20 protein-coding genes are annotated in these 24,246 nt (G+C 74.8%); 12 read left to right on the forward strand and 8 right to left on the reverse strand.

The features are described from left to right. Positions 1 to 57 precede the first annotated feature (57 nt). From ACGFRF_RS05570 to ACGFRF_RS05595, 6 genes are read left to right on the forward strand one after another with little or no spacing between them, the layout of a single operon-like run. The gene (locus ACGFRF_RS05570) at positions 58 to 1,161 is read left to right on the forward strand and encodes an ADP-ribosylglycohydrolase family protein (RefSeq protein WP_393737676.1); all 1,104 of its coding nucleotides are present in this window, start codon (positions 58 to 60) and stop codon (positions 1,159 to 1,161) included. Between the two features lie 39 nt (positions 1,162 to 1,200). Beyond that, positions 1,201 to 1,566, forward strand: coding sequence for a CU044_2847 family protein (locus ACGFRF_RS05575; RefSeq protein ID WP_393737307.1), 366 nt, complete (start codon positions 1,201 to 1,203; stop codon positions 1,564 to 1,566). A gap of 3 nt (positions 1,567 to 1,569) precedes the next feature. Then, positions 1,570 to 3,720 carry a trypsin-like peptidase domain-containing protein gene (locus ACGFRF_RS05580; protein WP_393737308.1) on the forward strand — a complete coding sequence of 717 codons (2,151 nt, stop codon included), beginning with the start codon at positions 1,570 to 1,572 and terminating at the stop codon, positions 3,718 to 3,720. Further along, a complete protein-coding gene (locus tag ACGFRF_RS05585; RefSeq protein WP_393737309.1) occupies positions 3,717 to 4,721 on the forward strand; it encodes an AAA family ATPase in 1,005 nt (334 codons plus the stop codon). The genes ACGFRF_RS05580 and ACGFRF_RS05585 overlap by 4 nt, the downstream gene beginning before the upstream one ends. A gap of 5 nt (positions 4,722 to 4,726) precedes the next feature. After that, complete coding sequence (locus ACGFRF_RS05590) at positions 4,727 to 8,680, forward strand: SAV_2336 N-terminal domain-related protein (RefSeq protein WP_393737310.1); 3,954 nt, start codon at positions 4,727 to 4,729, stop codon at positions 8,678 to 8,680. Next, positions 8,667 to 9,158 (forward strand): NUDIX domain-containing protein, encoded by a 492-nt coding sequence (locus tag ACGFRF_RS05595; RefSeq protein ID WP_393737311.1) that lies wholly within the window; start codon positions 8,667 to 8,669, stop codon positions 9,156 to 9,158. Before ACGFRF_RS05590 ends, ACGFRF_RS05595 begins: the two co-directional genes overlap by 14 nt. A 4-nt stretch (positions 9,159 to 9,162) precedes the next feature. Here ACGFRF_RS05595 and ACGFRF_RS05600 read toward each other — a convergent pair whose 3' ends face one another. Next, the gene (locus tag ACGFRF_RS05600; RefSeq protein WP_393737312.1) at positions 9,163 to 9,363 is read right to left on the reverse strand and encodes a DUF2191 domain-containing protein; all 201 of its coding nucleotides are present in this window, start codon (positions 9,361 to 9,363) and stop codon (positions 9,163 to 9,165) included. A 319-nt stretch (positions 9,364 to 9,682) separates the two neighbouring features. Between ACGFRF_RS05600 and ACGFRF_RS05605 the strand changes: the two genes are divergently transcribed. Then, on the forward strand, positions 9,683 to 10,420 hold the full coding sequence (locus ACGFRF_RS05605) for an NAD-dependent deacetylase (protein ID WP_393737313.1): 738 nt from the start codon (positions 9,683 to 9,685) through the stop codon (positions 10,418 to 10,420). 54 nt (positions 10,421 to 10,474) lie between these two features. On the opposite strand, the gene ACGFRF_RS05610 is transcribed toward ACGFRF_RS05605, so the two are convergent. The 3 genes from ACGFRF_RS05610 to ACGFRF_RS05620 form a co-directional block, all read right to left on the reverse strand. Beyond that, a complete protein-coding gene (locus tag ACGFRF_RS05610) occupies positions 10,475 to 10,966 on the reverse strand; it encodes a methylated-DNA--[protein]-cysteine S-methyltransferase (RefSeq protein WP_393737314.1) in 492 nt (163 codons plus the stop codon). Between the two features lie 12 nt (positions 10,967 to 10,978). After that, complete coding sequence (locus tag ACGFRF_RS05615) at positions 10,979 to 12,460, reverse strand: AlkA N-terminal domain-containing protein (RefSeq protein WP_393737315.1); 1,482 nt, start codon at positions 12,458 to 12,460, stop codon at positions 10,979 to 10,981. 122 nt (positions 12,461 to 12,582) lie between these two features. Beyond that, complete coding sequence (locus tag ACGFRF_RS05620; RefSeq protein WP_393737677.1) at positions 12,583 to 13,389, reverse strand: methylenetetrahydrofolate reductase; 807 nt, start codon at positions 13,387 to 13,389, stop codon at positions 12,583 to 12,585. Positions 13,390 to 14,155: 766 nt separating this feature from the next. Here ACGFRF_RS05620 and ACGFRF_RS05625 point away from each other — a divergent pair. Together ACGFRF_RS05625 and ACGFRF_RS05630 are read left to right on the forward strand one after the other, a co-directional pair. Further along, positions 14,156 to 14,857, forward strand: coding sequence for a B3/4 domain-containing protein (locus ACGFRF_RS05625; protein ID WP_393737316.1), 702 nt, complete (start codon positions 14,156 to 14,158; stop codon positions 14,855 to 14,857). 37 nt (positions 14,858 to 14,894) lie between these two features. Beyond that, positions 14,895 to 16,613 carry a PLP-dependent aminotransferase family protein gene (locus ACGFRF_RS05630; RefSeq protein WP_393737317.1) on the forward strand — a complete coding sequence of 573 codons (1,719 nt, stop codon included), beginning with the start codon at positions 14,895 to 14,897 and terminating at the stop codon, positions 16,611 to 16,613. A 153-nt stretch (positions 16,614 to 16,766) separates the two neighbouring features. On the opposite strand, the gene ACGFRF_RS05635 is transcribed toward ACGFRF_RS05630, so the two are convergent. The 4 genes from ACGFRF_RS05635 to ACGFRF_RS05650 form a co-directional block, all read right to left on the reverse strand. Further along, on the reverse strand, positions 16,767 to 17,276 hold the full coding sequence (locus tag ACGFRF_RS05635; RefSeq protein ID WP_393737318.1) for an O-acetyl-ADP-ribose deacetylase: 510 nt from the start codon (positions 17,274 to 17,276) through the stop codon (positions 16,767 to 16,769). After that, positions 17,273 to 18,682 (reverse strand): phytoene desaturase family protein, encoded by a 1,410-nt coding sequence (locus tag ACGFRF_RS05640; RefSeq protein WP_393737319.1) that lies wholly within the window; start codon positions 18,680 to 18,682, stop codon positions 17,273 to 17,275. The genes ACGFRF_RS05635 and ACGFRF_RS05640 overlap by 4 nt, the downstream gene beginning before the upstream one ends. A gap of 270 nt (positions 18,683 to 18,952) precedes the next feature. Continuing rightward, positions 18,953 to 19,798, reverse strand: coding sequence for an inositol monophosphatase family protein (locus ACGFRF_RS05645; RefSeq protein ID WP_393737320.1), 846 nt, complete (start codon positions 19,796 to 19,798; stop codon positions 18,953 to 18,955). A gap of 109 nt (positions 19,799 to 19,907) precedes the next feature. Continuing rightward, a complete protein-coding gene (locus tag ACGFRF_RS05650) occupies positions 19,908 to 21,725 on the reverse strand; it encodes a gamma-glutamyltransferase family protein (RefSeq protein ID WP_393737321.1) in 1,818 nt (605 codons plus the stop codon). Between the two features lie 119 nt (positions 21,726 to 21,844). Between ACGFRF_RS05650 and ACGFRF_RS05655 the strand changes: the two genes are divergently transcribed. The 3 genes from ACGFRF_RS05655 (at position 21,845) to ACGFRF_RS05665 (ending at position 23,973) form a co-directional block, all read left to right on the forward strand. Continuing rightward, positions 21,845 to 22,909, forward strand: a complete 1,065-nt coding sequence (locus ACGFRF_RS05655; RefSeq protein WP_393737322.1) for a biotin/lipoate A/B protein ligase family protein — start codon at positions 21,845 to 21,847, stop codon at positions 22,907 to 22,909. A 56-nt stretch (positions 22,910 to 22,965) separates the two neighbouring features. Next, complete coding sequence (locus tag ACGFRF_RS05660; RefSeq protein ID WP_393737323.1) at positions 22,966 to 23,112, forward strand: hypothetical protein; 147 nt, start codon at positions 22,966 to 22,968, stop codon at positions 23,110 to 23,112. A 192-nt stretch (positions 23,113 to 23,304) separates the two neighbouring features. Next, the gene (locus ACGFRF_RS05665) at positions 23,305 to 23,973 is read left to right on the forward strand and encodes a hypothetical protein (RefSeq protein ID WP_393737324.1); all 669 of its coding nucleotides are present in this window, start codon (positions 23,305 to 23,307) and stop codon (positions 23,971 to 23,973) included. The last annotated feature ends 273 nt before the right edge of the window (positions 23,974 to 24,246 follow it).

Here is a 24,246-nt window from a genome sequence, read left to right on the forward strand (position 1 = left end):
AGCCCCTGGGAGGCGGCCGGGGAAAACGGGTAGACCCCAGCCATGACCACCCGGCCCATGACCATCCGGCGCACCGAGACCGACCTCGCCGACCGCATCCACGGCGGCTGGCTCGGCCGGATCGCGGGCAACATGCTCGGCAAGCCGGTCGAGCAGGGCGAGGTGTGGACCCGCGACCGCATCGACCGCTATCTGCGGCGGGCCGCCGCGCTGCCGCTCACCGACTACCTGCCCGAGCCCGCCGACGCGGCCGAGAGCGCCGTGATGCGCCCGGAGTGGCGCGCCTGTGTGCGCGGCCGTGTCCACGGCAGCTGCCGGGACGACGACGTGGACTACGCGATCCTCGGCCTGCACCTGCTGGAGACCCACGGCTTCGGCTTCAGCACCGAGCAGGTCGGCGACCTGTGGCTGCTCCGGCTGCCGTACCTGCAGACCTTCACCGCGGAACGGGCGGCGTACCGCAACCTCGCCAACGGGCTGAAGCCGCCGTTGACGGCGACGTACGACAACCCGTACCAGGAGTGGATCGGTGCCCTCATTCGCGCCGACGTCTACGGCTGGACCTGCCCCGGCGACCCGCCGCGCGCCGCCGGTCTGGCCCGCCGGGACGCGGTGCTGTCGCACACCGGCAACGGCGTCTACGGCGCGATGTTCGCGGCGGGGCTGATCGCGGCGGCCTTCACCGCCGAGACCGTGCGGGACGCGCTGGAGCGGGCACTCGGGCTGATTCCGGCGAGCAGCCGCCTGGCCCGTACCGTGCGGCGGGCCATGACCCTGCACGAGGCACGGCTGCCGTGGGAGGAGACCCTGGCCACGCTGTCCGCGGAGACCGCCGGGCTCGGCTGGATCCACACCGTGCCGAACGCCGCCGTGCTCACCGCCGGGCTGCTGTACGGCGACGGCGACTTCACCCGGACCATCGCCCTGACCGTGCGCGGCGGCCTGGACACCGACTCCAACGGGGCGACGGCCGGGTCGGTGGCCGGGGTCCTCACCGGCGCGGCCGCGATCCCGGACCAGTGGAAGGGCCCGCTGGAGGACACCGTCCGCAGCGCGGTGTTCGGCTTCGACGGCGTACGGATCAGCGACCTGGCGGCGCGCACCCTGCGGCTGGCGACCGAGCGGAAGGAGGCCGCTTCCGGCGGCTCGAATCCGTCGTAAGCACCGTCACGAAGGTGCGCCGGTCGGCACAATGAACCCATGCCGGAGTACTTGGAACTCGACCTGGCCGGAGCCGCGGTCCGTGTGGAACTGGCCGATGTGGGCGAGCCGTTCGCGGACGACGGACTGCCCGCGGAGTTCGGCGTGCCGAGCCCCGTCTCGCATGGCGGAGGCCGGGTCGCGTCGGCGGCCGCGGACGCGCTGCGGGCGACCCTGCGTCCCCTGGGCCCGCTCCTGGACGAGGTGCACGACGCGGTCCGTGGAGCCGCCAACCCGCCGGAGTCGTTCACCGTCGAGTTCGGCATCGAGGTCGGCAAGGACCTCAAACTGGGTGTCGTCGGCGTCAAGGGCGCGGCCACGATGACCGTTTCGGCCACCTGGCGGCATGAGGTGCGCGGAGCCTAGGGGGTGAGCTGGTTCCGCAGACCCGCGGGCGAGCCGCCCGTGGTCTCCGTGCTGCGCCGGGACGGCGGCCCGGCCGTCGGCGCGGCGGCACTGCTCTCCCCGGACCGGGTGCTGACCTGTGCGCACGTCGTCAACGACGCCCTCGGCCGGGCGCCCCGCAGCACCCGGCGGCCCGACGGCGAGGTGGTCGAGGTCGCCTTCTGCCAGGGCGAGCGGCGCGTCAAGGCGCACGTCGAGGTCTGGGTGCCCGAGCGGCCGCGGCCGGGCGGGACCTGGCACGGTGACGTGTGTGTGCTCCTGCTGGCCGAGCCCGCGCCGCCCGGTGCCGAGCCGGTCGTCTGGGCCGACATGGCGGAGGGCGACGATCTGCGGGCCTGGCACGGCAGCGGGTACCAGGTCACCTTCGCGGACGTCGAGGCGAAACGGCTCGACGACGGACTGGGCTTCGTGGACGGTGCGTTGTCGGGTGCGGCCATCGGCCCCGGGCACAGCGGCGGGCCGCTGCTGCGTCGCGCGGACCACCGGGCGGTGGGCCTGGTGGCGGGCGAGCTGCGTCCGCCCGCGGGACCGCTGCAGTCCGGGCACGTGGTGCGGCGCGCCTGGGGTCTGCCCTGGCAGTCGATCCGCGCCGAGTTGACGGCGGCGGGGGCCGACGAGGTGCTGGCCGTCTGCCACGGCGACCGGCGCGAGCCGGCGGACGCCCTGGTCGGCGCCGAGCTGCTGACCGTGTTGCGGGAGTTGATGCCGCTGCCCGCCGAACGCGCCGAGCACGCCCGGCAGCTCGCGGCCGACCTCGGACTCGACACCCCGCAGGACGACAGCGCGCCGCGGCCGGAGGAGCTGGCGGAGCTGCTGCTGGGCACCGCCAGGGCGCTGCCCACGCTCAGCGAGTCCCTCGCGACCCGCAGCCGGGCCCGCCCCGGCCACCTCGACTCCCTGCTGCGCCTCGGTACGGCCATCCCGGCCGCGGGGCTGCTGTCCCGGCACGAGTACGCCGTACTCGCCGAGCGGCTGCGCACGGTCGTCGCCCGGGACGCGGGCCTGCCCGGACGGGCGGCGCAGGCGGCGCTGCGGTTCACCCCGCTGCCCCCGGTGCTGTGCACGGCCGCGCTCCGGCCGGACCAGCTCGACGAGGCGATCACCGCGCTGGAGTCCTACGCCTACGAGCCCGGTCCGGACGGCATCACGCGGATGCCGCCCCTGCTGCACTGGGCGGAGTTCGTCGCCGCCGGCCTCACCGAGGCCGAGCGGGACTTGCGGGACTGGAGCGACCGCGTCTGCGCCCGGCTCGGCGTGCACCGGGCGGCGCTGGCCGAGCGGCGGGCCGACGCCGAGCGCTGGGCGCGGTCCGCCACGCCCCCGGTGTCCCGGCTGCTGGTGCGGCTCACCCCGGAGAGCGGCTCGCCGGACCTGCTGCGCTGTCGGCTGTGGCAGCGCACCTGCGACGGCTCCGTACGGCGCCTCGACACCGCGGCCGGGGACACGCCCCTGACCTCCGCCGAGGCGGCCGAGCTGATCCGGGTGGGCGCGGAACGCTCCTACGACCCCGCCCGGTCGGCGCCGCCCGCCGTGGACGTCGAGGTGACGCGCGCCTGGCTGCACCTGCCGGTCGACCAGTGGGACGGCGGCAGCCCCAACGAGTACCTGCCCAGCCAGCCGCTCGGCGTCTCCTTCCAGCTGACCCTGCTCTGCCCGGAGATGAGCCGGCGTGTCCCCGACCGGGACGCGCACCGGCGGCGGCGCTGGGGTGACGGCCACCGGCGCTCGCTCGTCGTCGACGCCTCGTGCGCGGACGGGCCGCGGCTGGCCCGGTTGCTGGCCGGGGGGAGCCACTACACCACCAACCACGTGGTGGTGAACGGCTCCCCGGAGCAGCGCGAGCAGATGCTCAACGTGTGCCTGGCGCTCGGCGTGCCGGTGGTGCTCTGGGACCGGGACGCCGAGGGCCACGAGCACGCGGACCGTCTCGCCCCGCTGGCGCCGACCGGGGCGCTGACCGACCTTCCGGAGCGGGTGAGGGAGTTCCGGTCCCGCCCGGAGCGGCCATCGGCCAGTCCCGCGCTCGTGTGGGACGTCGGCACCTGGGACGGCCTCGCCACCGAGGGCCACGGTCCGCAGCAGATCGACCCCGACGAAGGAGTCCGCGCACCATGACCGCAGCACACGCGCGCACCGGCGAGGACGCGTCGCCGCCGACCGACGGCTGGCGGCTGTTCCGGGGTGACGGGCGGGCCCGGCCGGTGGACTTCCCGGAGGCTCCCCCGTGGCGGCGCTTCTCGGGCGGTGCCGAGGACGCCCCGCGCCCGCGCCCGTATCTGATCGGCCCCGAAGAGGCGGACGTGGTCAACGCGGCACTGTTGCTGCGCCGCCCGCTGCTGGTGACCGGCCATCCGGGGACGGGCAAGTCCTCGCTGGCGTACGCCGTCGCGCACGAGCTGTCGCTGGGCCGGGTGCTGGCGTGGCCGGTGAACAGCCGTTCCACGCTCCAGGACGCGCTCTACCGGTACGACGCGATCGGCCGGCTCCGGGAGGCGAACCTGCGCCGGGAGCGGGCCGAGAGCGGTGCGGAGCCGTTGCCCGAAGGCCCCGGTATCGGCTCCTACGTGCGGCTGGGCCCGCTGGGCACCGCGCTCGTCCCCGGTGAGCGGCCCCGGGTGCTGCTCGTCGACGAGCTGGACAAGGGTGATGTGGACCTGCCCAACGACCTGCTGACGGTGTTCGAGGAGGGCGAGTTCGAGATCCCGGAGCTGGCGCGGCTGCCCGAGCAGGAAGGCACGATCGAGGTGCTGACGGCGGATCCCCGGCGCACGGTGCCGGTGAGCCGGGGCCGGCTGCGCTGCTCCCAGTTCCCCGTCGTCGTGATCACCAGCAACGGCGAACGCGAGTTCCCGCCCGCCTTCCTGCGCCGCTGCGTCCGGCTCGACCTGCCCGAGCCGGACGAGGCGCGGCTGCGTGACATCGTCCGGGCCCACCTCGGCGATGCCGCGCTGGACGGCGTGGAGGACCTGCTGCGCGCCTTCCTCGACCGGCGGGCCCGCGGTGAGCTGGCCACCGACCAGTTGCTCAACGCCGTGTTCCTGCGCAAGGGCGGGGTGGAGCTGCCGGCCGACGGCCTGCTCACCGCCGTACTCCACCGCCTCGGCGGGACGGTGTAGCCGACGTGCGCCCCGAGCCGGATCCCCCTGCCGAGCCGGACACCCACATCCCCGCCGGGGGGCTCCCCGTCCCCGACGACGCCCACGACGAAGGCGGCAGCGAGCTACCCGGCCGCATCGAGCGTCCCCCCACCGCGCGGCCCGACGGCCACACCCAGGACGCAAGCCACCGCGGGCTCTCGGGTGGTGAGCTGCTCGGTCGGGTGGTGGGGGTTCTGGGTGGGAGTGGGGTGGACCTCTCGCCGGACGAGTTCCTCGACGTGCTGTGGCTGGCCCGGCGTCTTCCGGCCGGGCAGGGGGCGCTGACCGCGTCGGCCGTCGTCGCGCCGCGGGCCGGGGCCGCCGGGTCCGGCACGAGCGAGATCCCGGCGCGGCCGCCCGAGCCGGTGCCGCCCGCCTCCGTGGTCCTCGGGGACGATCCCCCCGCACCGCGCCGGGCGCCGGAGCAGGCGGACGCCCTCGCGGGGGCGGTGGAGCGGCTCGTCGCCCTCCACGCCGCGCCCGCGGCGGCGCACGACCGGCCCCGCGACACCCGGCCGGCGCGGCCTGTGCGCACGCCGTCCGCCGACACCGCGCGCGCCGGTGAACTCCAGCTGAGCCGTTCCCTGCGCCCGCTGAAGTTACGGGTACGCGACCCGCACGGCTGGGAGCTGGACGAGACGGCGACCGCCGAGGCGATGGCCGAGGCCGGGCTGACGGACGCGGTCCTGCGGCCGTCCCGGGTCCGCTGGCTCGACGTCGTCCTGCTCGTCGACGACGGCACGTCGATGCTGCTGTGGCAGCGGCTGGTCTCCCAGGTGAAGGGGCTCCTGGAACGCGCGGGCGCCTTCCGCACCGTACGCGTCCTGGGCCTGCAGACCCGCGCCGGGCAGGCACCGTGGCTCACCCACCGTCCGTTCGTGCCCGACGCCGCGCCCCTGCCGCCGTCCACGGTCACCGATCCGGCCGGGCACACGCTGCTCCTGGTGATCAGCGACGGCGCGGGTGCCGCCTGGCGGGACGGCAGGATGGCCCGGCAACTGGAACTGTGGGCGCGCAGCGGCCCCACGGCGGTGCTGCACGCCCTGCCGCAGCGGCTCTGGGACGGCTCCGGGATCCGGGCCGAGTCCTGGCAGGTCACCACCCGGCGGCGGGGCGCGCCCAACGCGGCCTGGGAGGTGGCCGATCCGCTGCTGCCGCCCCAGCTGGCGGCGTTCGGCCGCCGGGTCCCGGTGCCCGTGCTGGCCGCGGAGCCGGCGGCGCTGGCCCGCTGGGCCGGCCTGGTGGCCTCGCCGGGCGCCAGCGCGGTACTGCCCCTGCTGGCCGAGCCGCACCCGGTCGTGTCCCAGGGCGGACCCGGTCCGGACGCCGCCCGTACGGTCCTGCGCTTCCGGGAGACGGCCTCCGCCGAGGCCTACCGGCTGGCCGCGCATCTGGCCGCCGTCGCCCCGGTCTCGGTCCCCGTGATGCGTCTGGTGCAGCAGGCCCTCGGGCCGGACATCACGACCGGCCACCTGGCCGAGGTGTTCCTGGGCGGGCTGCTGCGACGCACGGCCGAGGACACGCTCACGCCGCAGCACCGGGGCTACGACTTCTCGGACGCGGCCCGCGCCATCCTGCTGGGCACCGCCCCGGCCGCCGATCTGCTCCGCACCAGCCGGCGGGTCGCCGAGGGGCTCGGCCGCCTCTCCGACGGCCCCCGGGACCTCCCGGCCTGGCTGGCCCACCCGGAGGGGGTGGAGCGCGTCGCGGCCGACAGCCACCCGTTCACCTGGCTGAGCCGGCGGCTGCTGCGCCGGCTGGGCATCGGGGAGCCGCGGCCGGACGCACCGGGCGGGCCGGCCCCCGGCGAACGGCCCGACCCCGCCCCGGGCGGGACGGAGGAGCCGGCCGGGCAGGCGGACGCGCCGTCGGGTACGACGGCGACCGACCCCGCGGCCGACGGGCCGCCGTTGCCCGACTACGTCGGCGCCCCCGGCTCGGAGTGGCTCCCACTGGCCCCCGGCAACCCGCGCGCGGCCGGCTCCTGGCGGTTGTTCGCCCGCCATGCCCAGGCCCGTACCGAGTCAGGTCTCTTCCTGGGCCGCGACGAGGAGGACGGCATGCTCGCCGTGCTCCGGCTGACCCGGGCGCGGTCGCGGGCACGCGCGACGCTGGCGCAGCAGGCGGGGGCGCTGCGCGCGCTCGAGGGCCGGCAGGCGCCCCGGCTGCTGGACGCGGCCGGTACGTGGCTGGCGACCGAGGTGTTCCCGGGCGGCCGCTCCCCCCGGCCCGCCACGAGCCTGGCCGCCCGGCTGGAGGCGGACGGCGGGCTGCCCCGGGACGTGTTCGCCCGGGTCGCCCAGGAGACGACCACCGTCCTCGCCCGCGCGCATGCCCTGGGTGTCGTCCACGGCGGGCTGTCGGCGCAGCGGATCCTGTGGACGGGCCGGCTCGTGTGCGTGACCGGGTGGGCCGTGGACGAGCACCCCGACGGGGCGGCACATGACGTGCAGCGCCTGGGCACGATCCTGCTGGACATCGGCGAACCCTGGCTGGGCGAACCCTGGCGGTCCGAACCGCTGCGGTCCCTGCTCCGGCGCTGCTCCAGCCCCATCCTCGCCGACCGGCCCACAGCGGCCCAACTGGCCTTGTCCTTCCGGGACTTCACCACAGAGGCGGAGCCGCCGCCGTCCTGGCGGCCGCAGTTGCCGCCCGAGGTGACCATCGGAAGTGGGGACGGCGGCGGCCGGGTGGTGCTCGACCTGGCCACCATGGGGCCGCACGGCCGGATCCACGGCCCGTTCAACGTCCGGGCCACGTTGCTGCGAGCGATCGTCAACGGCATGCTCCGACGCCGGTACACCCCCGACGAGACCCGGTTCATGCTGCTCGGCGACGCCCGCCTGTATCTCGATCCCCCGGCACTGAATCTGCGCCAGATCGCCCACTACGACGATGTGCCCACCCTCGCCGCGGACCTGACCGGGGAACTGCGCCGGCGCGATCTTCTGCTGGGCGAGGCCCGGGCCGCCATGAAGGCCCCTCCTGCGATGGCCGCGATCGTCGTCGTCGCCGAGGAACCGGACCACGCTGCGGTCCGCGCCTGGCTGGACTCCCTGCCCGCCGGGCTCGGACTGCATGTCGTCGTCCTGGACACGGTGGTGTCCACGCCGTCCGGCCCGGGCTACCTCATCGAGATCGGCCCCGGGGGGCGGGGCCGGCTCCGGTACTCCGGCGCGCCCGGCGACGGCAGTCGCTTCCGTCCGCTGTCGCCCGTACCCCCCACCGACGATGCGGACCGGCTGCGGGAGGAGCAGCAGTACGCGTCCTCCCTCGGGCGTTCCGGCCGGGTCGAGGAAGCACTGCGGACCCTGCGCGGCATCACCGCCCAGCAGCAGGCGCTCCTCGGCACGGGCCACCGCGACACGCTGACCAGTCGCTACGAACTCGGGTACCTGTGTCTGCGCTCCGGGCTCCTGGAGGAGGCGCTGGACCTGTACCGGGACACGGCCGACGGGCGCATGTTCCTGCTCGGGGCCGACCACCACGAGACCCTCGCCGCCCGCCAGCAGTGCGCGTACACCCTTGGCCGGATGGGCCGCCTGGACGAGGCCTGCGCGGTGTACCGTGCGGTGCTGGAGTCCTGGCAGCGGGCCGTGGGCCCGGACGACCACTCCACGCTGCACTGCCGGCACAGCCTGGCCGTCGCGCTGAACGCCCTCGGCCGGCATGCCGAGGCGGTGCCCGAGGCGCGGGCGGTGATGGAGAGCCGGAGCAGGAGGCTCGGCCCGGATGCCGAGGACACCCTGGCGAGCGCCTACCAGCTGACCGTCGCCCTGCACGCCTCGGGCGCGGCGGACGAGGCCGCGACCCTCGCCGAGGAACTGCACGTACGTCAACTGCGCGTTCTGGGCTCCGACCATCCGGAGACGGCGGACATCCGGCGGATCCTGGAGGGCCACGCAGGGCGTTACCCTGAGCAGAATGACCACTCCTGACTTCGCCGCGTACATCGCGGGTCTGCCCCGCGTCCTCGCTGGTGCCGCCGCGCTCTTCCGGGACGACGAGGGGCGGGTGCTGCTCGTCGAGCCCAACTACCGTGAGGGCTGGGCGCTTCCGGGCGGGACCATCGAGTCCGACGACGGGGAGACCCCGCGCCAGGGAGCCCGCCGGGAGACCCTGGAGGAGATCGGCCTCGACCGGGAACTCGGCCGGCTGCTGGCCGTGGACTGGGTGCACGGCGCGGGGCGGCCGCCGCTGGTGGCGTACCTGTACGACGGCGGTGTCCTGCCGGAGGCCGACTTCAAGGCCATCCGGCTCCAGGAGGAGGAGTTGCTGTCCTGGCGTCTGGTCGCCCGCGAGGAGATCACGGACCATCTGCCCGGCGCGCTCGGCCGCCGTGTCCTGGCCGCCCTGGACGTCCTCGCGGACGGCTCCGGCACGGCGGAGCTGGAGAACGGCCACCGGGTGGCGTGACCGGTCAGCCCTCCGGGTCCCGCGGCTTGGCGTCCTGCTCACGCAGCGCCTCGTCGCGGGCGGCGACCCGCGCCTCCGTGCGGTGTCCGCGCTCGATGTAGTCGCGGACGACGAGTTCGACGGCGTCCTGGGGGTTGCCCACACCGGCGAGCACCATGACTTCCACGACGAGCTGGGCGTCGAGCGAGACAGTCACCTTGGCCATGCCCGGACGCTAGCATCGGCGCCTGCCCACGGTGACCGGAATCCGCCTGCCGGGGACGCCACCGGCCCGTCCGGCCCGTGGGACGACGACGCGTACGCCGGCACGGGTCCTGGGATGGGGCTGGGCGGCGCCGGCCCTGGCACTGGCCGCGGTGGCCGCCGCGCGCTGGGCGTGCACCGGCTGAGCGAGCGGTCACCCCCGCGGCGACGGCGAGCGGCCGACGCGGCTCCGGCCGCGGCGAGGAGCGCGGCGCGGACAACACGGCGGACGGGACGGATATCCGTTCGCCCCGGGCGAGCGGGCGTCCTACTCTCGGCCCATGAACAGGCCACTCGTCGCCATCCTCAGCGGGGCAGGCATCTCCACGGATTCCGGAATCCCTGACTATCGCGGGCCGAACGGGCTGTGGCGGACGGATCCCGAAGCCGAGAAGCTCGTGACCTACGAGTACTACATGAGCGATCCGGACATCCGGCGGCGGTCGTGGCAGATGCGGCGCGGGAACCGCACACTCAACGCCGAGCCGAATGCCGCCCACCTGGCCGTGGCCGAGCTGGAGCGGTCCGGTGTCCCCGTCAGGGTGATCACGCAGAACGTGGACGGACTGCACCAGTTGGCGGGCATGCCCGCGCGCAAGGTGCTCGAACTGCACGGGAGCGCGCGCAGCGTGGTGTGCACCGGGTGCGGGGCGCGGGGGCCGATGGAGGACGCCCTCGCCCGGATCGACGCGGGCGAGGAGGATCCGGCGTGCCTGGTGTGCGGCGGCATCCTGAAGTCGGCGACAGTGATGTTCGGCGAGCGGCTGGACCCGGTGGTCCTCGGTGAGGCCCTGTCGATCAGCAAGGCCTGCACCGTGTTCATCGCGGTCGGCAGCAGTCTGCAGGTGCAGCCCGCCGCGGGCCTGGCAGGAGTCGCCGCCGACCACGGCGCCCGCCTGATCATCGTCAACGCCGAGCCGACCCCGTACGACGAACTGGCCCACGAGGTGATCCGCGAGCCCATCGGCACGGCCCTGCCCGAACTCCTGCGGCGGCTCGGTGCCGAGGGCGCCCCGTAGGGGCCTCCCAGCACCGGATTCCGGTCCGCTGACCATGGTCACGGTTCCCGTGCGCTAGAAGAGGGCCGTTCCCCGTTCGAAGTCCAGCAGCTGCCGCTTGCGGTCCAGGCCGCCGCCGTAGCCGGTGAGGCTGCCGTCGGAGCCGATCACCCGGTGGCAGGGGACGATGATCCCGATCGGGTTGCGTCCGTTGGCGAGGCCGACCGCGCGGGAGGCCTGGCGATTGCCGAGGGCGTCGGCGAGTTCGCCGTAGGTGCGGGTCTCGCCGTAGGGGATGCGGGTGAGCTGCTCCCACACGAGGCGCTGGAACGGCGTGCCGTGCAGGGCGGGTTCCACGGTGAACTCCGTCAGCTCGCCCGCGAAGTACGCCGACAGCTGCTCCTCCGTCTCGGCGAAGCAGCGCAGGCCGTCCTCGTTCGGGCCGAAGCTCTCCTCGGGCGGGCGGTGCCGCTGGTCGGTCATGTACAGGCCGCACAGGGCGCCGTCCGCGTCGGCGACGAGGGTGAGCGGACCGTACGGGCTGTCGATCACGGTGTGGCGCTTCACTGCTGAACCTTCCTAGACGGGGAGGAAGTTGATCGGGTGGCTGTCGGTCGCCCACAGGTACTGCACCGCGTACGCCCGCCAGGGCCGCCAGGCCTCGGCGCGCGCGGTGAGCGCGGCCGGGGTGGCCGGCAGACCCAACTCCCCTGCCGCCCGGCGGATTCCGAGGTCGGTGGGGAGGAAGGCGTCGGGGTCGCCGAGGGCGCGCATGGCGATGACGTCGACCGTCCAGGGCCCGAAGCCGGGCAGGGCGAGCAGCCGTGCACGGGCCTGAGCCCAGTCCGATTCGACGCCCAGGTGCAGGGTGCCGTCGGCGAGCTGCCGGACGAGGGTGGTGAAGGTGGTGCGCCGGGTGCGGGGCATGGCCAGGGTCTCGGGGTCCACGGCGGCCAGCGCCTCGGGGGACGGGAAGAGGTGGGTGAGCCCGCCCTCTGGGTCGTCGAGGGGCTTGCCGTGGGCGGTGACCAGGCGGGCCGCGTGGGTGCGGGCGGCCGCCGTGGACACCTGCTGTCCGAGGACGGCACGGACGGCGAACTCGGCCTCGTCGACGGTGCGGGGCACCCGGCGGCCCGGCGCCCGGTCGACCAGCGGCGCGAGCAGCGGATCGGCGCGCAGCCGGTCGTCCACGGCGACCGGGTCGGCATCCAGGTCGAGCATGCGGCGGCAGCGGCTGATGGCGACGGTCAGATCGCGCAGGTCGCTGAGGGTGAGGCGGCAGGCGATGTGGTCGGGCCGCGGGGTGAGGGCGGCGATGCCGTGCCCGTGGGGCAGCCGGAGCGTGCGCCGGTAGGCGCCGTCGCGCCACTCCTCGACGCCGGGTACGGCCGTGGCGGCGAGGTGGCCGAAGAGGTTGTCGGGGTTGAGCGGGGCGCGGAACGGCAGGCGCAGGGAGAGGGTGCCGGGGGTGCCCGCCGCGCGGTTGCCGGGGACGCGGGCGCGCAGCTCGCTCGGGGACAGGGCGAAGACCTCGCGGACGGTGTCGTTGAAGGTGCGGATGGAGGAGAAACCGGCCGCGAAGGCGATCTCCGCCATGGGCAGCGGGGTGGTCTCGATGAGCAGGCGCGCGGTCTGGGCGCGCTGGGCGCGGGCGAGCGCGAGGGGTCCCGCGCCCAGCTCGGCGAGCAGCTGCCGTTCCACCTGCCGGGTGCTGTAGCCGAGCCGGGTGGCGAGGCCGGGCACGCCCTCGCGGTCCACGACGCCGTCGGCGATGAGCCGCATGGCGCGGGCGACCAGGTCGGCGCGCCGGCTCCACTCCGGGGAGCCGGGGCTGGTGTCGGGGCGGCAGCGCTTGCAGGCGCGGAAGCCGGACTGCTGGCAGGCGGCGGCGCTCGGGTAGAACGTCATGTTCTCGGCCTTGGGCGGGACCACCGGGCAGCTGGGCCGGCAGTAGATCCGGGTGGTCAGGACGGCCGTGAAGAACCACCCGTCGAACCGCGCGTCCTTGGACTGCACGGCACGCACGCAGTGCTCCCGGTCGAGGTGCATCCCTGTCTGCATGTGTCCAGCATCGACCACCGCCGGGCCCGGCCGCTGGCGGAAATCCGACACGTACGTGGGCGTGACCAGGAGGCACTCCCAGTCGGTGAAAGGTCCGTTTTCGCCGCGGACCTCGGCACGCCCTACAGCTGGCCGGCCTGCCGGAACCGGGCGACCCACTCGGCGGTGGTGCGCAACCCGCCGAACGTGTAGAAGTGCACCTTCACCCGGCCGTGCCGCGCGGGGTCGTACCGGTGGGCCAGTGCGTGCAGGAAGCGGTCCGGGCCGGTCGTCCCCATCAGGTTGGTCAGCGAGAAGCCGTACTTGCGGGCGACGGAGGCGCTGGTGGCGACGCCGAACCTGGTGGCGTAGCCGAGCAGCCGGCGCACGCCGGCCGGGCCGGGGACACCGATACGGACCGGCAGGTGGACACCGCGGGCGCGGACGGCCTCCAGCCAGGTGAGGACGGGCTCCACGTCGAAGCCGAACTGGGTGATGACGTCGCCGCCGAACCCTTCGGCGGCGATGGCCGCCGCCTTGTCGGTGAGCGCCGACCACAGTACGGGGCCGGCTATCGCCGGGTGGCCCTCCGGGTAACCGCTGATGCCGATGTGGCGGACGCCGTGGCGCCGCAGCAGACCGGTGCGCAGGAGGGCGAGGGAGTCCTCGTACGGGCCCTCGGGGCGGGCGGGGTCGCCGCCGACGACGAAGACGTTCTCGGCGGTGCCGTCCGCCGCCAGCCCGGACAGGAACTCCTCCAGTGCCGAGCGGGAGGGCAGGCGGCGCGCGGAGACGTGCGGTACGGGGACGAAGCCGAGCCGTTTGACCGCGCGGGCGGCCGCCAGCCGCATGCCGAGGTCCTCACCGGCGAGGAAGGTGATGTTGATCCGGGTACCGGGCGGGATGCCGTCACGGGCCTCCTCCAGCCGGGGCACGTCCTTGCCGGTCATCTCCAGGGAGAAATCGTCGAGCAGGGAAACGTCGTCCCGCAGGGCGGGGTCGTCCCGGAGGGCGAGGTCGTCTCGGGCGAGGTCGCCTCGCGGAGTGGGGTCGTCCCGCAGAGGGGAGTCGGTCCTCAGAGGGGAGTCGGCCCGCAGCGTGGGGTCGGCCGGCAGCGTGGGGTCGGCCGGCAGGGAGAGGTCGTTCAGGAGGCCGGTGGCCCGCCCCGGGCTCTCGACTCCGTTCGGGCGGGGGGTACCCCCGTCGGGCAGGGCGGTGAGAGCGGGCTTCATCGTGCTCCTCGTACGGCGGCGGTCCTGACCCCGGCCGATGATGCCACGCGGGCCGCCGCCGCCTCGGACCAGGGGCGGGCGGAGCACGCCGCCGGCCTTGGGGGGGCACGGCCACGGCCGGGCATCCGGCGGCGGCCTCCAGGCGAACGACCGTCGCGCGGAGTGTGGCCCTGGGCCGGGATGACGTATGGCCCAAGCACGGGGTGCGGGAGGGGCCCGGCCGGGGATGACGCAGGGCCCACGCACACGGTGCGGGAGGGGCCGGGCCGGGCGGACGTATGGCCCAGCGCGGGATATGGACCGGTCGATCGGGTCTGGTTTGGCCCTGGCCGTCGGACCACGGTCTCGGCAGGGTGGTGGTCCCGAACGTCCAGGAGGTTCTGTTGAGCGTCTCGTTCCCGCTGGTCACCCCGGTTCCGCCGGCCCCTCCCCGCCGCACTGCGGCACCCCTGGGCCCCGGTGCGCGAGCGGCGGTGTTGTGATCATGCGATTCCGGCATGCGGAGACCGTCTGGGCCGCGTTTCCCGAGCTGTCCTCCGGCGCGCTGTACGCCACCGGCGTCGACGCCTCGGCGGACACCGGGCCGCGCGCCGCCGCGTACACCGCCCGGGCCGCGGCCCGGCTGGCCGGGGCCACCGAGGGCGAGTTCCCCGAAGTACTGGCCTGGCGGCGGACGTTCACCCGGCTGGGAGTGAAGCCGACGCAGTACCGGTGTGCGTCGGAGTCGCTGCTGCGGCGGCTGCGGAAGGAGGGGTCGCTGCCGCGCATCCACCCGCTGGTGGACCTGTGCAACGCCCTCTCGGTGGCGTACGGCGTGCCGGTGGCAGTCCTCGACGCCGACCGCATCGCCGGGCCGCTGCTGGAGGTGCGGCCGGCCCGCGGGAACGAGACGTACACGGCGTTCGGCGGCGGCGTCGAGCATCCCGCGCCCGGTGAGGTGACCTTCGTCGACTCCGCCGGACGGGCACACGCCCGCCGCTGGACGCACCGGCAGAGCGGCTATTCGGCGGTCGGTGAACGGACCGGCAGGGTGCTGGTGGTGGCGGAGGCCATGCACGACGGCGGCGCCGAGATGCTGTCCGAGCTGCTGAAGACGGTCGAGGAGGAGGTGGCGGCGCACTGGAGTGCCGTCACGACGACGGCACTGCTCACCCAGGATGCGCCGGAGTTCGTCTTCGGCCCCTGAGCCCGGCGTACGGGGGCCGGCAGCGGTACGTGACAGCATGAGCACGGTGGACGAGGGGCGGGCGGTGCCGGGGGCGGGGGAACTTTCGACCCACGGCTCGGACTTCCTGCAGCTGGCCGTCGGTGACGTGCCCGCCGGTGGGAAGGCGCAGTGGCTGACCGGCCGGCTGCGGCAGGCGATCGCCGACGGCCGGCTGGCGGTGGGCGGCCGGCTGCCGCCCACCCGGGTGCTGGCGGCGGAGCTGCGGGTCTCGCGCGGGGTGGTGACCGAGGCGTACCGGCGGCTCGCCGAGGACGGCCAGGTGGAAGGCCGGCGCCGCGGTGGCACGGTGGTGGTCGCGGCACCGTTCGCAACTCCGGCGGCCCCTGGGGGTACGGCCGCGCAGGGCGCGGGGGGCTGGGCCGCGCAGGACACGCAGAGCGCAGCCTCACACAGCACGGCGGGCGCGGGCTCGCGGGGCGCGGGGAGCGCGGCCTCGCGGAGCGAGGAGCCGACCGCGCCCGGCACACCGCGCACCGGCGTACGGAGCACGGCGGCACAGACCGAACAAGCCGCCCTCAACACACTGCACCCCAGCACACCGAGCACCGCAGCACAGACCGAACAAGCCGCCTCCGGCGCGCTGTTCCGCGGCGTACCTGGCGCGGACGTCTTCGACGCGCTGCGGGCCGCCCCCGCCACCGTCGACTTCACCCCGGGCCGTCCCGACCTCGCCACCTTCCCGCGTGCCGCCTGGCTGCGCGCCGAGCGCGCCGTCCTCGCCGAGCTGTCCGCCGGCCATCTCGGCTACGGCGATCCGCGCGGTGCTCCCCGACTGCGGCGGGCCGTCGCCGACTGGCTCGCCCGGATGCGGGGCGTACGGGTGGAGCCCGACGAGGTGCTGATCGTCGCGGGCACCGCGCAGGCGCTGACCCTGCTGCATCCGGTGCTGCGGGCGGACGGCATCGAGACTGTCGCGGTGGAGGACCCCGGCTCGCTCGGGGCACGCCAGCACCTGCGGAACGGGGGCCTCGCCACCCCGCCGGTGCCGGTCGACGAGGACGGGGTGCGGGTGGACGCGCTGCGGGCCACGGGAGCCCGAGCGGTGCTCCTCACCCCGGCCCACCAGTTCCCCACCGGGGTGGTGACCAGCGGCGAGCGCCGGCGTGAGCTGCTGGGCTGGGCGCGTGAGGGCGGACTGATCCTGGAGGACGACTACGACGCCGAGCACCGCTACGACCGGCCGCCAGTGCCCGCGCTGCGCGCGCTGCTGGCCGACCGGGTGTGCTACATGGGCAGCGTGTCGAAGCTGCTCGCTCCGGCGCTGCGCACCGGTTGGCTGGTGGCGCCGCCCCGCTACCGCGCCGGGCTGATCGACGCCAAGCGCTTCAACGACCTGGGCAACGCGGTGCTGCCGCAGCTGGTACTGGCCCGGCTCATGGAGTCCGGTGAACTGGAGCGCCACCTAAGACTGTTGCGCGGCCGCCACCGCAGGCGCCGGGACGCGATGATCGCCGCCCTCGCCGAACACCTGCCCCGCGGGGTCGTGCACGGCGCCGCTGCGGGCCTGCATCTGACGGTCACCTACGCCGCGGACGTGCCCGACACCGAGGTCGCCGCGGCCGCGCTCGCGCGCGGCGTGAAGTGCCAACCGCTTTCCTGGCACCGGCAGTCGCCCGGCCGCCCCGGCCTCGTCCTCGGCTACGCGGCCACCCCGCCCGGGGTCGTCGCCGAGGGCGTGGCACTGCTCGGCCGGACGCTGCGCGAACTGAGCTGACCTGACCTGCTCTCCTCCCGAGGCTCGAACGTCTCCCCTCGGTGAGATCGGCCGTCGGGATCGGTTGGGACCGGCCGTCGGGGCCCCTCCACATCGGCGCTCGTGCCACGCGGGCCGCTTCGCCTCCCGCGGCGCAGGCTCCTTCGCCGGTTGTCAGCCGACCTGCCGGGCGAACGCCTCGTACGCCCGGTCGTCGAACAGGACGAAGCGCGCCTCTTCGACGGCCGTCGGTGTGTTCCGGACCGTGTCCACCGCGATGCGCGCGGCGTCGTCCATCGGCCACCGGTACACGCCGGTGGAGACGGCCGGGAACGCGACCGTGCGGGCACCCAGTTCGTCGGCCACCCGGAGGGACTCGCGGTAGCAGGAGGCGAGCAGGTGGGAGCGGTCCTCGGTGGCCGACCAGACCGGGCCTACCGTGTGGATCACCCAGCCGGCGTCCAGTTCTCCCGCCGTGGTGGCGACCGCCTGGCCGGTGGACAGGCCCTTGCCGTACCGGGAGGCGCGCAGCGTGCGGCACTCCTCCAGGATGGCGGGGCCGCCGCGGCGGTGGATCGCGCCGTCCACTCCCCCGCCGCCGAGGAGGGAGGAGTTGGCCGCGTTGACGATCGCGTCGGCGCTCTGCCGGGTGATGTCGCCCCGCACGAGGGTGATGGTGGTCATGGCTGTCTCAGTCTCCGCCATACGGCCTTGGCCGCGTTGTGCCCCGACATGCCGTGCACGCCCGGTCCCGGTGGGGTCGCCGAGGAGCAGATGAACACCGCCGGGTGGGGGGTGTGGTACGGGGACAGGGACAGTTTGGGGCGCAGCAGCAGCTGGAGTCCCGAGGCCGCGCCGCAGGCGATGTCGCCGCCGACGTAGTTGGCGTTGTGGGCGGCCATCTCGGCGGGACCGGCGACAGCGCGGGCGAGCACGCGGTCGCGGAAGCCGGGGGCGAAGCGCTCCAGTTGACGTTCCATGGCGTCGGTGAGGTCACCGGACCAGCCGTTCGGGACGTGACCGTACGCCCAGAAGACCTGCTTGCCCTCAGGGGCGCGGGTGGGGTCGACCACGCTGGGCTGCACGGTGATCATGAACGGTCTGTCGGGGGCGCGGTCCTCGCGGGAGGCGGCGCGCAGGGCGGTGTCGATCTCGGCGCTGCTCGCGCCGATCTGGACGGTTCCGGCGACGCGGGCCTCGGGCGCGGTCCAGGGCACCGGTCCGTCCAGGGCGTAGTCGATCTTGAAGACGCTGGGGCCGTAACGGTAGTTCGCGTAGTAGTTGCCGAAGCCGGCGATGCGGGCGAGCGCGGTGGGCGAGGTGTCGAAGACGTACGCGCGCGCGGGAGGCAGGTCGTCCAGGCGCTTGACCTCGTAGTCGGTGTGCACGGCGCCGCCGAGGTCCTTCAGGTAGGCGGCGAGGGCGTCGGAGACGGCCTGGGAGCCGCCACGGGCCACCGGCCAGCCGCGGGCGTGCGCGGACAGGGCGAAGACCAGGCCGATGGCGCCGGTGGCCAGTCCGCCGAGCGGGGCCATCACATGGGCGACCAGGCCCGCGAAGAGGGTCTTGACCCGGTCGTCCTTGAAGCGGCGCATCAGCCAGGTGGACGGGGGCAGCCCGGCCAGACCGAAGCGGGCCAGGGTGACGGGGTCGCGCGGGAGCGCGGTCAGCGGCAGGGACATGAAGTCCCGTACGAGGGTGTCCCAGTGGGCGAGGAACGGCTCGACCAGCCGGCGGTAGGCGCCCGCGTCGCGTGGTCCGAAGGAGGCGGCGGTCTCGGCGACCGACCGGGACAGCACGGCCGCGCTGCCGTCGAGGAAGGGATGCGCCATCGGCAGGTCGGCGTGCAGCCATTCGAGGCCGTAGCGGTCGAGGGGCAGGGCGCGGAACGCGGGCGAGTTGATGCCGAGGGGATGGGCGGCCGAGCACGGGTCGTGCCGGAAGCCGGGGAGGGTCAGCTCCTCGGTGCGGGCGCCGCCGCCTACGGTGGACCGCGCCTCGAACAGGGCGACGGAGAAGCCGCGGCGGGCCAGCTCCACCGCAGCGGTCAGTCCGTTCGGTCCCGCACCCACCACGACCGCATCGAGCATCGACGGCACCTTCGGACCCCTTCGTCAGCCGATGGCCACTCCCGATCAGGATATGCCGGGGGACTGACACATCCCCGACCCGGGTGGTCCGTACCACCGGCCCGGCGGTGGGGTGGCCGGATGCGCGGTGGCGGGTGGCGTGAATGCGCTGTGGCGCCGGGTGCGGGGTGGCCGGAATCCGGTGCTCGGTAGTGCGGTGGCTCCGGTGCAGGGTGGGGCGTGGGCCCGTCGGAACCGCCGGGCGGCAACGCCGGATGCCTGCCGGTGCCGTCAGGCCGACGTGCGCAGCAGATCGGCCAGTCGGCGGGCGGTGGTGGCGTCGCGGGCGGCGGTGAACGGCAGTGCGTTGCCGCCGGTCACGCGGAACGGCTCGCCGCTGAGGGTGACGTGCGCTCCGCCCGCCTCCTCGACCAGGAGCAGACCGGCCGCGTGGTCCCAGGCTGCCTCCCAGGAGAACGCGACGGCGTCCGCCTCGCCCCGGGCGACGGCGAGATACTCCAGGCCCGCGGAGCCGCAGGGGCGGGGTGCGACGCCGTCGGTCCACAGGGCCCGCAGGGCGCGCTTCTGCTCGTCGGTGGTGTAGTCGGGGTGGGAGGTGGCGACGACGAGGTCACGGCCGGGCGTGGGAGGGCCCGCGAACAGCCGCTCGCCGTCGAGGAAGGCGCCCTGCCCGCGGACGGCGGTGGCGAGCTGGTCGCGGGCCGCGGCGTAGGTCCAGGAGGCGAGGACGACGCCGCGGTGGGCGAGTGCCACCAGTGTGCAGAAGCCGTCGTCGCCGTGCACGAACTGGCGGGTGCCGTCGACCGGGTCGACGATCCACACCGGCGCGTCGCCCTTGAGCGCGTCGTACGTCGCCGGGTTGGCGTGCACCGCCTCCTCGCCGACCACCACGGAGCCGGGCAGCAGGGCACGGAGGTCCTCGGTGAGCCGCAGCTCGGCGAGGCGGTCGGCGTCCGTCACCAGGTCGTGCGGTCCGCTCTTCTGGTCGACCTCGTGCTCGGCGAGGCGGCGGAAGCGGGGCAGGATCTCGGCCGCGGCCGCCTTGCGGACCGCTTCCTCCACGTCGGCCGAGCAGCGGGTGAGAAACTCCTCGATGGTTTCCGTCTCTTCGATCATGCCTCCATGAGAGCACGCGCCACTGACAATCCCCGCCCGGCCGGTGCACGCCGGGTGGAATCGGGATGACGGACAGGGACAGGACGAGGCCGCCGCCGGTAGGGGTCCGTCACCGGCCCACCGCGTACCCCTGCATGCCGCGCGGGTTCGCCGCCGCCGACAGGACGCCGGTCTCCGGGTCCCGTGCGACCGCGCACAGCCGGCCCTCCGACCACGCGGGGCCCAGGGTGACGTCGTGGCCGCGCCGCCGCAGCTCCTCGATGACCGCGGCGTCCATGCGGGACTCCACGGTCACGCTGCCGGGGCGGCGGCCGCGCGGATAGAAGGAGCTGGGGAAGCTGTCGTTGTGCCAGTTCGGGGCGTCGATGGCGCCCTGGAGGTCGAGGCCGCCGCGGACCGGGGCACGCAGGGCGGCGGCGAGGAAGAAGTGCAGCTGCCACTGGTCCTGCTGGTCGCCGCCGGGCGTGCCGAACGCAAGGACCGGCACCCCGTCGCGCAGCGCGAGGGACGGGGTGAGGGTGGTGCGCGGGCGTCGGCCGGGCGTGAGGGTGTTGGGCAGGCCCTCCTCCAGCCACGTCATCTGCAGCCGTGTGCCGAGCGGGAAGCCCAGTTCGGGCACGACGGGGTTGGACTGGAGCCAGCCGCCGCTGGGCGTGGCCGCGATCATGTTGCCCCAGCGGTCGGCCACGTCCAGGTGGCAGGTGTCGCCCCGGGTGGTGCCGTCACCGGTCACGTGCGGCTCGCCGGGGATCTCGGCGACGGTGGGCTCTCCCGCGCCCATCGGGTCGAAGCCGGGGGCGCCGCCGGCCTCCACGCGCGCGTATGCCTGCGCGGGCAGCCGCGGGGTGCGCCCGCCGGGGCTGCCGGGACGCAGCTCGTACGAGGCCTTCGCGCCGACGAGGGCGCGCCGCCCGGCGTTGTAGTCCTCCGACAGCAGCTCGGCGAGCGGCACCCGGGCGGCGTCGCCGTACCAGGCCTCGCGGTCGGCCATGGCGAGCTTGCAGCCCTCGATCAGCAGGTGGACGTAGTCGGCGGAGCCGTAGGCGGGCAGCTCGGCCGGGAGCAGGGCGAGCTGCTGGAGCAGGGCGGGCCCCTGGCTCCAGGGGCCCGCCTTGCACACGGTCCAGCCGTTCCAGTCGTACGTCACCGGTGTCTCGTAGGCCGCCGACCAGCCGGCGAGGTCGGTCTCGGTGAGCGTGCCGGTGTGCCGTTCGCCGCTGGTGTCCAGGGTGGGACGCCGGGACTGCCGTACCAGGGCCTCGGCGATGAAGCCGGAGCGCCACACCTCGCGCGCGGCGTCGATCCGGGCCTCCCGGTCGCCGGCCCGGGCGGTCTCGGCGAGCAGCCGCTTCCAGGTGGCGGCGAGGGCGGGGTTGCGCAGCAGCGCGCCGGGCCGGGGCGCCCTGCCGCCGGGCAGGTAGACCTCCGCCGAAGACGTCCACTCCGTCTCGAACAGCTTCCGTACCGTCTCCACGGTCGTGCCGACCTTCTCCACGGGCGCGTGCCCGTGCTCGGCGTATCCGATGGCGTACTTCAGGACGTCGTCGAGGGACTTGGTGCCGTGGTCGCGCAGGAGCAGCAGCCAGGCGTCGAAGGCACCGGGCACGGCGGCCGCGAGCGGTCCGGTGCCGGGGACGAGATCCAGGCCGAGCCCCCGGTAGTGCGCGGCCGTGGCGCCCGCCGGGGCCACGCCCTGCCCGCACAGCACGCGCACCTCACCGCCCGCCGGGGCCAGCAGGATCGGCACCTCGCCGGCGGGCCCGTTCAGGTGCGGCTCCACCACGTGCAGCACGAACGCCCCGGCCACCGCGGCGTCGAAGGCGTTGCCCCCGTCCTCCAGGACCGCCATCGCCGACTGCGAGGCGAGCCAGTGGGTGGAGGAGACCATGCCGAAGGTCCCTTGGAGGGTCGGCCGGGTGGTGAACAACAGCGCGCTCCTCGGCTCGGGTACGTCTCCCGGCCGATCGTACGGAGGTGACGGCCGCCCGGGAACACCCCGACCCCGCCCCACGTTGGTCTCGTACGGCAGGAACGGAGGCCCAGGCAGTGCACGGTGAGTACAAGGTGCCCGGCGGCAAGCTCGTCGTCGTGGACGTGGACGTGGAGGACGGCGTGCTGCGGCACGTGCGCGTGGCGGGCGACTTCTTCCTGGAGCCGGACGAGGCGCTGGACGCGGTGAACCGCGCGCTGGAGGGCGCCCCGGCGGACACGGACGCGGCAGGGCTGGCCGCGCGGATCGACGCGGCGCTGCCCGCCGGGACCGTGATGTACGGCCTGACCTCGGAGGGCGTGGGGATCGCGGTGCGCCGGGCGCTGGCGCACGCCACGGACTGGACGGACTACGACTGGCAGCTGATCCACGAGGGTCCGCAGCCGCCGGCCCTGCACATGGCGCTGGACGAGGTGCTGACCGCGGAGGTGGCCGCGGGCCGGCGGCCACCGACGCTGCGGGTGTGGGAGTGGGGCGCCCCGTCGGTGATCATCGGCAGTTTCCAGTCGCTGCGCAACGAGGTGGACCCGGAGGGCGCCGCCCGGCACGGCATCGAGGTGGTGCGGCGGATCTCCGGCGGCGGCGCGATGTTCGTGGAGCCCGGCAACACGATCACCTACTCGCTGTCGGTGCCCGAGTCCCTGGTGCAGGGCCTGTCCTTCCAGGACAGCTACGCCTACCTCGACGACTGGGTGCTCGGTGCCCTCGGCGACATGGGCATCCGCGCCTGGTACCAGCCGCTGAACGACATCGCGACCGACCAGGGCAAGATCACGGGCGCGGCGCAGAAGCGGATCGTCGGCCCCGGCGGCGGACCGGGGGCCGTGCTGCATCACGTGACCATGTCGTACGACATCGACGCCGACAAGATGGTCGAGGTGCTGCGGATCGGGCGCGAGAAGCTCTCCGACAAGGGCACCAGGAGCGCGAAGAAGAGGGTCGATCCGCTGCGACGGCAGACGGGGCTGCCGCGCGAGGCGGTCATCGACCGGATGATCGAGTCGTTCCGCGCGCGGTACGGCCTGGTGCACGGCAAGGTCACCGAAGAGGAGCTGGCCCGGGCGGAGGAGCTGGCGCGGACCAAGTTCACGTCCCCGGAGTGGACGGCGAGGGTGCCGTAGGGGCCGTGTCGCGGGCGTGGACGGTGCGGCGGCAGCGGGTCAACGGGGGGACCACCGTGGGCAGTTCATGGACCCCCGCGCCCGGCGAGGTCCGCGCTGCCGGGCGGGACGAGGTCCGGCGGCTGATCGCGGCACCCGTCGTGCCCGCGTCGGCGGCGTGGGATGTCGGCCGGTCCGCCGCCGCGTTCACCGTCCGCACCTGACCCGGCGAAGTCGGCGCCCGTCGCGGCCTGGAGGCACATAACGGGCAGAGTGGCACGTCGTGATCGCGTTGCCGTGACCGGTCGGGCACGCAGCGAGTTTTCCCTTCCGCCCCACAGGCAGTCATGTGACACTGTCGTCCCCGTCCACCATGCGGACCCCTTCCGCACCCACTCCCCCACGAGAAGTGCGCTGTGCGTTCTCTTCCTCTGCCGCTCGCCCTCACCGCACGTCTGTCCCCGGTCGCGGTCCTCGCCTGCGCCGGCTGGGCGCTGACGTCCGGCCCGGCCGCACCGCCCGCCGCCGCACACCGGCCGGCGGCCACGAAGACGCCCGCCGAGTCCTCCTCCTCCGCCCCGTCGTCCACCTCCGCGTCGAAGGCGTACGCCACCGCGCCCGCACCTTGCTCCAGCGTGCCCGTGGCCACCGTCACCTCGCTGGTGCCCGGGGCGAAGACGGCCGGCAAGGAGATTCCGTCGACGGACACCAAGCTGCGCCGCACGTGTTCCTGGAACGCGCTCAAGGGCTACGACTACCGCTGGCTCGACGTGTCGTTCGAGATCAGCGAGTCGGACCAGGAGGCGAGGCAGGAGTACCAGCAGCGGGTCGGCGAGAAGAGCGGTGGCGGGGCCGTTCCGGGCCTCGGGGACTCCGCCTACTCCGTCGTGAACCTCACCACGGAGGACAAGCAGCAGACCCGTGAGGGCGTGGTACTGGCCCGGATCTCCAACGCCCTGGTGATCGTCACCTACAACGGCAGCGACTTCGAGTCGAAGAAGGCCCCGAGCACGGACGAGATCAACAAGGGGGCCATCAAGGCGGCGAAGGCCGCGGTGGGCGCGCTGGAGGGCGGCCGGGGCTGAGCCCGTCCGTCCGGTGTCCGGTCCGCCGTCGGCCCGGGTGCCTCCTCGATCCCGCGGACGAGGAAGCCCGCCCTCGGTCACCCGGTCCCGCCGTCGACGGTCGCGGGCCGGGCCGACTCGACCGGCCGAGGCTGTGGCCGCGGTCGACGACGCCCGGCGGTTCGCCCGCCGAGTGATCCCGGCCTCGCTGCGCCCGAAGCAGCCGCTCCGGACGCGGCCGGGCCGTGGCGGTGGGGCGACCACCTTCCGGCGATGCGCCCCACCGGCGGACCG

Origin of the sequence: Streptomyces sp. NPDC048521 (assembly GCF_043199855.1) — a bacterium.
Lineage (GTDB): Bacteria > Actinomycetota > Actinomycetes > Streptomycetales > Streptomycetaceae > Streptomyces.

Excerpts from the sequence above, each read along its gene's own strand:
- ACGFRF_RS05570 (WP_393737676.1), top strand. The coding sequence starts at position 58 with ATGACCATCCGGCGCACCGAGACCGACCTCGCCGACCGCATCCACGGC.
- ACGFRF_RS05575 (WP_393737307.1), top strand. The coding sequence starts at position 1,201 with ATGCCGGAGTACTTGGAACTCGACCTGGCCGGAGCCGCGGTCCGTGTG.
- ACGFRF_RS05585 (WP_393737309.1), top strand. The coding sequence starts at position 3,717 with ATGACCGCAGCACACGCGCGCACCGGCGAGGACGCGTCGCCGCCGACC.
- ACGFRF_RS05595 (WP_393737311.1), top strand. The coding sequence starts at position 8,667 with ATGACCACTCCTGACTTCGCCGCGTACATCGCGGGTCTGCCCCGCGTC.
- ACGFRF_RS05600 (WP_393737312.1), bottom strand. The coding sequence starts at position 9,363 with ATGGCCAAGGTGACTGTCTCGCTCGACGCCCAGCTCGTCGTGGAAGTC.
- ACGFRF_RS05605 (WP_393737313.1), top strand. The coding sequence starts at position 9,683 with ATGAACAGGCCACTCGTCGCCATCCTCAGCGGGGCAGGCATCTCCACG.
- ACGFRF_RS05615 (WP_393737315.1), bottom strand. The coding sequence starts at position 12,460 with ATGCAGACAGGGATGCACCTCGACCGGGAGCACTGCGTGCGTGCCGTG.
- ACGFRF_RS05620 (WP_393737677.1), bottom strand. The coding sequence starts at position 13,389 with ATGACCGGCAAGGACGTGCCCCGGCTGGAGGAGGCCCGTGACGGCATC.
- ACGFRF_RS05625 (WP_393737316.1), top strand. The coding sequence starts at position 14,156 with ATGCGATTCCGGCATGCGGAGACCGTCTGGGCCGCGTTTCCCGAGCTG.
- ACGFRF_RS05630 (WP_393737317.1), top strand. The coding sequence starts at position 14,895 with ATGAGCACGGTGGACGAGGGGCGGGCGGTGCCGGGGGCGGGGGAACTT.
- ACGFRF_RS05635 (WP_393737318.1), bottom strand. The coding sequence starts at position 17,276 with ATGACCACCATCACCCTCGTGCGGGGCGACATCACCCGGCAGAGCGCC.
- ACGFRF_RS05640 (WP_393737319.1), bottom strand. The coding sequence starts at position 18,682 with ATGCTCGATGCGGTCGTGGTGGGTGCGGGACCGAACGGACTGACCGCT.
- ACGFRF_RS05645 (WP_393737320.1), bottom strand. The coding sequence starts at position 19,798 with ATGATCGAAGAGACGGAAACCATCGAGGAGTTTCTCACCCGCTGCTCG.